Origin of the sequence: Paenibacillus sp. FSL R5-0490 (assembly GCF_001956215.1) — a bacterium.
In the GTDB taxonomy this organism is placed as follows: domain Bacteria; phylum Bacillota; class Bacilli; order Bacillales; family Cytobacillaceae; genus Cytobacillus.
Genome location: NZ_MRTQ01000049.1, coordinates 1 through 5,736, shown reverse-complemented (window position 1 = coordinate 5,736; position 5,736 = coordinate 1). Strand labels below are relative to the sequence as shown.

8 protein-coding genes are annotated in these 5,736 nt (G+C 40.0%); 7 read left to right on the top strand and 1 reads right to left on the bottom strand.

Translation table 11 applies throughout. The features are described 5' to 3' along the window. Positions 1–92 precede the first annotated feature (92 nt). Positions 93–239 carry a hypothetical protein gene (locus tag BK139_RS24225; protein WP_175609187.1) on the top strand — a complete coding sequence of 49 codons (147 nt, stop codon included), beginning with the start codon at positions 93–95 and terminating at the stop codon, positions 237–239. 128 nt (positions 240–367) lie between these two features. Here the strand turns inward: BK139_RS24225 and BK139_RS23280 are convergent, their stop codons facing one another. Further along, a complete protein-coding gene (locus BK139_RS23280) occupies positions 368–856 on the bottom strand; it encodes a pyridoxamine 5'-phosphate oxidase family protein (RefSeq protein WP_076263565.1) in 489 nt (162 codons plus the stop codon). 352 nt (positions 857–1,208) lie between these two features. Between BK139_RS23280 and BK139_RS23275 the strand changes: the two genes are divergently transcribed. The 6 genes from BK139_RS23275 to BK139_RS23250 all read left to right on the top strand — a co-directional run bounded on the left by BK139_RS23275 (position 1,209) and on the right by BK139_RS23250 (position 5,529). After that, on the top strand, positions 1,209–1,400 hold the full coding sequence (locus BK139_RS23275; protein ID WP_076263563.1) for a hypothetical protein: 192 nt from the start codon (positions 1,209–1,211) through the stop codon (positions 1,398–1,400). Positions 1,401–1,474: 74 nt separating this feature from the next. Continuing rightward, the gene (locus tag BK139_RS23270) at positions 1,475–2,128 is read left to right on the top strand and encodes an NAD(P)H-binding protein (protein WP_076263560.1); all 654 of its coding nucleotides are present in this window, start codon (positions 1,475–1,477) and stop codon (positions 2,126–2,128) included. A 127-nt stretch (positions 2,129–2,255) separates the two neighbouring features. Next, positions 2,256–2,492, top strand: a complete 237-nt coding sequence (locus BK139_RS23265; RefSeq protein ID WP_076263557.1) for a hypothetical protein — start codon at positions 2,256–2,258, stop codon at positions 2,490–2,492. A gap of 83 nt (positions 2,493–2,575) precedes the next feature. Next, positions 2,576–3,196, top strand: a complete 621-nt coding sequence (locus BK139_RS23260; RefSeq protein WP_076263554.1) for a hypothetical protein — start codon at positions 2,576–2,578, stop codon at positions 3,194–3,196. 31 nt (positions 3,197–3,227) lie between these two features. After that, positions 3,228–4,058 (top strand): alpha/beta fold hydrolase, encoded by an 831-nt coding sequence (locus BK139_RS23255; RefSeq protein WP_083675431.1) that lies wholly within the window; start codon positions 3,228–3,230, stop codon positions 4,056–4,058. Between the two features lie 256 nt (positions 4,059–4,314). Then, complete coding sequence (locus tag BK139_RS23250) at positions 4,315–5,529, top strand: TerD family protein (protein ID WP_076263548.1); 1,215 nt, start codon at positions 4,315–4,317, stop codon at positions 5,527–5,529. Positions 5,530–5,736: the final 207 nt, after the last annotated feature.

Genomic DNA, 5,736 nt, shown 5'->3' with positions numbered 1-5,736 from the left:
GATCTTAGCGACACTAGAACGCGACTAACAATCAGTGGGGGATAAGGAAAACCCCCACTGATTGAAGTTTCACTTTATAAGGAGGAATTCTAATGAGAGACAAAGATCAGGAAACTAGTGAAGGACTGAATCAGATATTTGAAATCATTAATGCCAAAGGGGATGTTGGCGAAATTAATGAAATCCTTAAAAATGGAAGTGCGGATGATGAACAGGAAAATTCCGTTCCTAATTCCTAAGATAAATGAAATCTAAAGCTGAAAATATTTTTATGGGCAGCCAAAAAAGTGGGGGGGGCATAATCGGTCAAAATGAACTCATCTGTCGCAACAAAAATGGATTGTCATCCAGACAATCCATTTCTGCTTTATTTATTCATTTCAACTGTTTCGTTAATATCTGTCGATTTAGAGTTTTGCCCTGTCATGCGTTTAAAGAGAAAAGCTGCTTTTTTCGTGAAATTGCCAGTCTCCCAATATTCGGCCGCTTCCGTTTTTACCTTAATAAGGACAACGTTGGGATCATCATAAGATGTCTGCATGATTTCTTCATATGCTTTGCTCCACAATTCTTTTTTCTTTTCCAAATCCTCAACGATTTCTGCTCTTCCGCGGACGGAAACATAGGATTTGCCTGCATAAGCTACATTAACATCCTGATCATGAAGAATTTCCTCATACTTTGCAGTCTCTTTTTTCGTGAAAAACCATAAGTCACCATCAAATTCTACTTCTTGTGTTTTCATTGGACGGGACACAAGTCCTTCCTCCGTAACCGTGGTCAGCATGGCCGTGTCAATGTCTTTGATTAACTCTCGCAGTGTTTCTATTTCTTCTTGATTTATCACGTTAGACATTTCCCTCACCTCGTAAAAGTTTTATAGAGTTATATTACCCTTTAAACAAGCTTTTATTCAGGTATATCCCAATCAAACTTTTTAAGGGCAGGATGTCTAAGATGCTCAGTCAAGCTGGGGAGGATGGGAATTGTGTTAAGCAGTCGAGTAAACGAGAGTATTCAAAAATTGTTGAGGTTTTAAGACAAAGACTGATGGAATCAGGAGGGCAAATAGGTTCGAATAGGGGACAGAATGATCTGTGATCAGCCGCTTATTTTTATTCTTTTTAACGTATAGGGGCAGGTTAATCGAGCAAGGAAGTCAAATAACTAGTAGTACATGCATACTTAAAAGTTTGGAGGAGTTACAGGTGGTTTTCGGTTCCTTATTATTTTCTATTCTTCTTTGGGTTATTGGGCTATTTATTCTGTATTTCGTCATTTCTGCAGCAGTCAGGGATGGCATTAACAAGTCTGTTGCTGGTCAGTTTCTTGAAAATAAGTACGAGAGTAAAAAGGATAAGGATTCCTTTCTTGATCGTGACTTAGATAATGACAAATAAGGCTTTAGTTCCCTCTATTTGAATGCACGTGATATATAATTAAAGGAAACTATCCAGAATATAAGGAGAAAAAAATGCATGCATTATTAATAGGAGCAACGGGAGCAACAGGCAAGGACTTGCTGGATTTGCTGCTGGAAGATGAGTCCTTTCATCAGGTAGATGTTTTTGTCAGGCGGGATCTTCCTATCCAGCATGAGAAATTAAAGGTGCATGTGATTGATTTTGATCAATCCGAACAATGGAAGCATTCAGTGAAAGGCGATGTCTTGTTTTCTTGTTTGGGAACGACCTTAAAAGCTGCGGGAAGTAAAGAAGCGCAATGGAAAATCGACTACGACTACCAATACCAGTTTGCCAAAATAGCCAGAGAAAACCATGTCAGTCATTATGTTTTGGTATCTTCAGGAGGCTCGTCGCCTAATTCTCCCTTATTTTATCCAAGAATGAAGGGGAAACTGGAGGAATCAGTAAAAGATTTAGGGTTTCCTGGCGTGACAATCTTTAAGCCGCCTGTGCTGGTACGAAAAAATAGTGATAGAACCATGGAGGTTGCCGGAATGAAAGCCGTACAGTTTTTTAATAAATTCGGACTGCTTCGTTCTCAGGAACCGCTGCCGACAGAAATATTGGCTCAAGCCATGATTCAATCCGTGAAACCGCCAAGAAGCGGCATTGTTACGCTTGAAGGTGAAGCGATTCGGGAATGTGCCGGGAAGTTTGAGTAAGAATCTGATAACTTTGATCCAAGAGGTCAAGGTTATTTTTTATGCTGCCCGAAAGGGAATTTATGTTAAAATAGAGGTAATATTTAGAAAATAAATACAACTCTACTTTCCGATAAGGCGGGATAAGATGAAGCATGAAACAAAAGAGCAAGTTATAAATTGGCTGCTTACGATCATGATTCTAACGCTTGTAGGTTCCTTTGTTTTATTTTTTATGGGCTATTATATGGCCGGTTTTCTTGTTGGCGGGATATTTATGACAATTTCCACTTTTTTGGCCCAATGGAGCTCAGATAAAAGTGCCGATTATATTTTCAGGGGAGAATATCAAAATAACAGGAATAAGTGGAATAATAAATGGTAGAAAAGCGGTTCTGATGGGAATCTTCTTTTGCATGTAATGGGCACCATAGCTGGCAGAGAACCTGGCTGGGATGAGGGAGAGTTATGAAAAAAAACTATAAAACATATGCTTTTCTTATTCTATTGATCATTGCCGTTTTGGCTATCATGGATGGCTTAACTAATTCAAATGAGGCTGAGGAGCTGCGGAAGGAAAAGGATCAGTTAGCTGAGGAAGCCGCAAGTTTCAAAAATGAATATGAAATAAAAGCTAGTAGGCTGGATGTGGCAATAAAGGAAAATAAGGCTTTAGAAGAAAGTCTTTCGGAATTGGAGAAGGAAATTGAATCTTTGCGGTCTGCTGTAGAATATAAAGAATTTGCTGCTGCTGTAAGGGAGGTTGACACTTACAAGGCCGTACAAACCTTTGAGGAGGCGAATAGGTTTATTGCCCTAAAAGACGGGGTAGGATCCTACACAAATGATAGTGAAGGAAACTGTCCTTGCGGCTTTTTCTTTGAAAAAGGGTTTGAATGGGTGCCAAATGCGGCTCTTGATCTTAAAGCGTTCAGAATTGAAAATGATAAAATCTTCCTTACCTATCATACGGCAGAGGATATTAAACAGGATTATCAATTTGTTATGGTTAAGGCGCAAGGACGATTTGACAGAGAGAAAAAGTGGAGAATTGATGAAATCAAGCTGGTGGGCAAGGGAGACCAGTAGGGAAGCGGGAGGAAAAAAGAAAGGGAGTTAAATGATGACAAACCATATTCATTATGTCACAGCAGGGGATCGATCAAATCCGCCGATCGTTTTTATCCATGGTTTATGCTGGACGAATAAGATTTGGGAGCCGATTGTTAATGGCTTGAAAGATTCCTATTATTTAATTTTAATTGACTTGCCCGGCCATGGTAAGAGTAAAACGTTAGATCACTATTCCTTTGAAGAGGTATCCGGAGACATCCATGAGCTAATTGCCTCGCTTGGTTTAAGCAGTAAGGTATGTATGGCTGGGAGCTCTATCGGGGCGTCCGTTGCCCTGGTTTATACAAGTCTGTATCAAAATGTGAAGAATTTACTTTTGGTGGATGGGGGGTACTATCCATTCAGTAAGACAGAGGGCTTATCATGGTCAGACATTGAAGATGGAACGATGCCCAATCATATCTTCGAAAGCCAATCCAGCTTTATCGAGTTTATGAAGGGGGATAATCCTTCTTTATGGAATCCATCCATCGAGCAGGCCGTTTTGGATCAAATTGTCTGGAATGATGCAGAAAAGAAATATCAATACAAAATTAATGATGACGGACAGCTGGGATACATGAAGGCTGAATGGGAATTGAACCCGGAGGAAATAGCGGCTGGAATTCCAGAAGAAGTAAACATAACACTGATGATTGCTTTAAATGAAAATACCGATAAAGAATTTTCACTGGATTATGCATCTCGTATGAAGGCAATTCATCCATTTACGGATATCGTCATTTTTGAAGACACTGATCATCTCATTATGCTGGATGCTGAAACACGATTTGTTCGGGAAGTTAAGAGGGTATTGGCTGGTGCCGGTCAAAAATAAACTTTGGCATCAGTATTAACACTTTGTGCAAGATCTGTCCAAAGACTGTCATTATGGCAGTCTTTTTCTAATTTTGTAAATAGCCCCATTAGTGGGAGCTTACCATGGATACACACTTTTTGGATGATAGAAAAGTATGAGAGAATCGACAGATGCCTATAAAACCTGCCGGCGAGATCCAACACTTCTTTAATCTGGAAGTTATTGGTCGGATGAGCTATCATATCAGTAAACAGGTTAAAAAGGAGCAGAAAATATGACAGCCGACATTCAAAAAGGTTCCCGCATTGATTTAACAAAAACAAGGCCAGATTTATCGCAGCTTTCTATCCGGATCAGCTGGGAAAGTCCTGATTCTTATGATATAGATGCAGCTGTATTCATGGCTGACCAAAATGGACATTGCCCTGATGATTCTTCCATGATTTTTTATGGCAATAGTGTTTCAACAGATCAATCTGTACAGCATTCTGTGGTTGCAGAGACGGGCAGAAGCACAGAAATATTTCACATTAATTTGCCTTTAATAACACCTTCTATCGAAAAGCTTGTTTTTACGCTGACCATCTATGAAGGCGATAAAAAAAATCAGACTTTCTCAGCAATGAACAATGCTTCTATTTTATTCAGCAATGCAGCAACAGGGGAAGAACTGCTTACATATAAGCTGGGGTCTTTTACAATTGAAAACACTTTAGTATTGGGTGAATTATATAATAGAAATGGAGATTGGAAGTTTTCAGCCAATACCGGCGGTTTTTCCGGCGGACTTGCTGCACTATGCAATCATTTTGGCATTGAAGTGGAAGAAGATCAGGAGAGCGGAGATTTTGAGGCGGCACCTGCGCTGGAAATAGAAAGTCCTATTTTACAAGAGACGGCAGTAAAACCCGAACCGCCTAGTGTGCCCGAGCCAGCTGCTCAGCAGCCGTCGATTAAGCTTGGAAAAATTACATTAGATAAGCCTGGAGAAGGGGTTTCACTCAGAAAGGCTGCCAAAATCGAAAACGTTAAAGTCAGGCTCAAATGGACAAAGGGGGTAGATTTGGATCTGCACGCTTTTTATAAAACCAAAACAGGCCAGTTTGGACATATTTATTTTGGCAATAAAGGCGGGTTTCATGCCTCTCCATTTATTAAGCTTGATCGAGACTCCGGTGTCGGAAACACGTCTGGAAACAATTCAGAAAACCTAACGATCAAAACACTGAAGGATTTGGACTCAGTCATTATTGCCACGAATATCTTCAGGTTTCTCGGCTTCATCTCCAAAGGGGAGAACTTTGCCAAATACGATGGCCGAGTCCTCGTCAAAACCGGCAACGGAGATGATATAGAAGTTCCGTTAACGTCAAAAGTAAAAGGCAGATGGTGTATCATCTGCAAAATAGACAATACGGATGCAGCAGATCCAAAGGTTCTGAATATCAACCGGGTGCAGTCCAATAAGCCGGATATTGGAGATTTGTGAAGAGTAGATTTATAGAAAAAACCTGATAAAATTAAGCTGGTTGGAGGAGTTTCTAACCAGCTTAATTTTATCAGCAACTTAGAAATTAATTAAGTGAAGCCAAAGTGTATTCTTTGAAAAAGAATACGCTTTTTGTGTGCCAGGCATGTTCATTAACTTGGCGGTGAAAGTCCGCTATGGGCGTTGGGATATGCGAACCATTAGCTG

Excerpts from the sequence above, each read along its gene's own strand:
- BK139_RS24225 (WP_175609187.1), top strand. The coding sequence starts at position 93 with ATGAGAGACAAAGATCAGGAAACTAGTGAAGGACTGAATCAGATATTT.
- BK139_RS23280 (WP_076263565.1), bottom strand. The coding sequence starts at position 856 with ATGTCTAACGTGATAAATCAAGAAGAAATAGAAACACTGCGAGAGTTA.
- BK139_RS23270 (WP_076263560.1), top strand. The coding sequence starts at position 1,475 with ATGCATGCATTATTAATAGGAGCAACGGGAGCAACAGGCAAGGACTTG.
- BK139_RS23265 (WP_076263557.1), top strand. The coding sequence starts at position 2,256 with ATGAAGCATGAAACAAAAGAGCAAGTTATAAATTGGCTGCTTACGATC.
- BK139_RS23260 (WP_076263554.1), top strand. The coding sequence starts at position 2,576 with ATGAAAAAAAACTATAAAACATATGCTTTTCTTATTCTATTGATCATT.
- BK139_RS23255 (WP_083675431.1), top strand. The coding sequence starts at position 3,228 with ATGATGACAAACCATATTCATTATGTCACAGCAGGGGATCGATCAAAT.
- BK139_RS23250 (WP_076263548.1), top strand. The coding sequence starts at position 4,315 with ATGACAGCCGACATTCAAAAAGGTTCCCGCATTGATTTAACAAAAACA.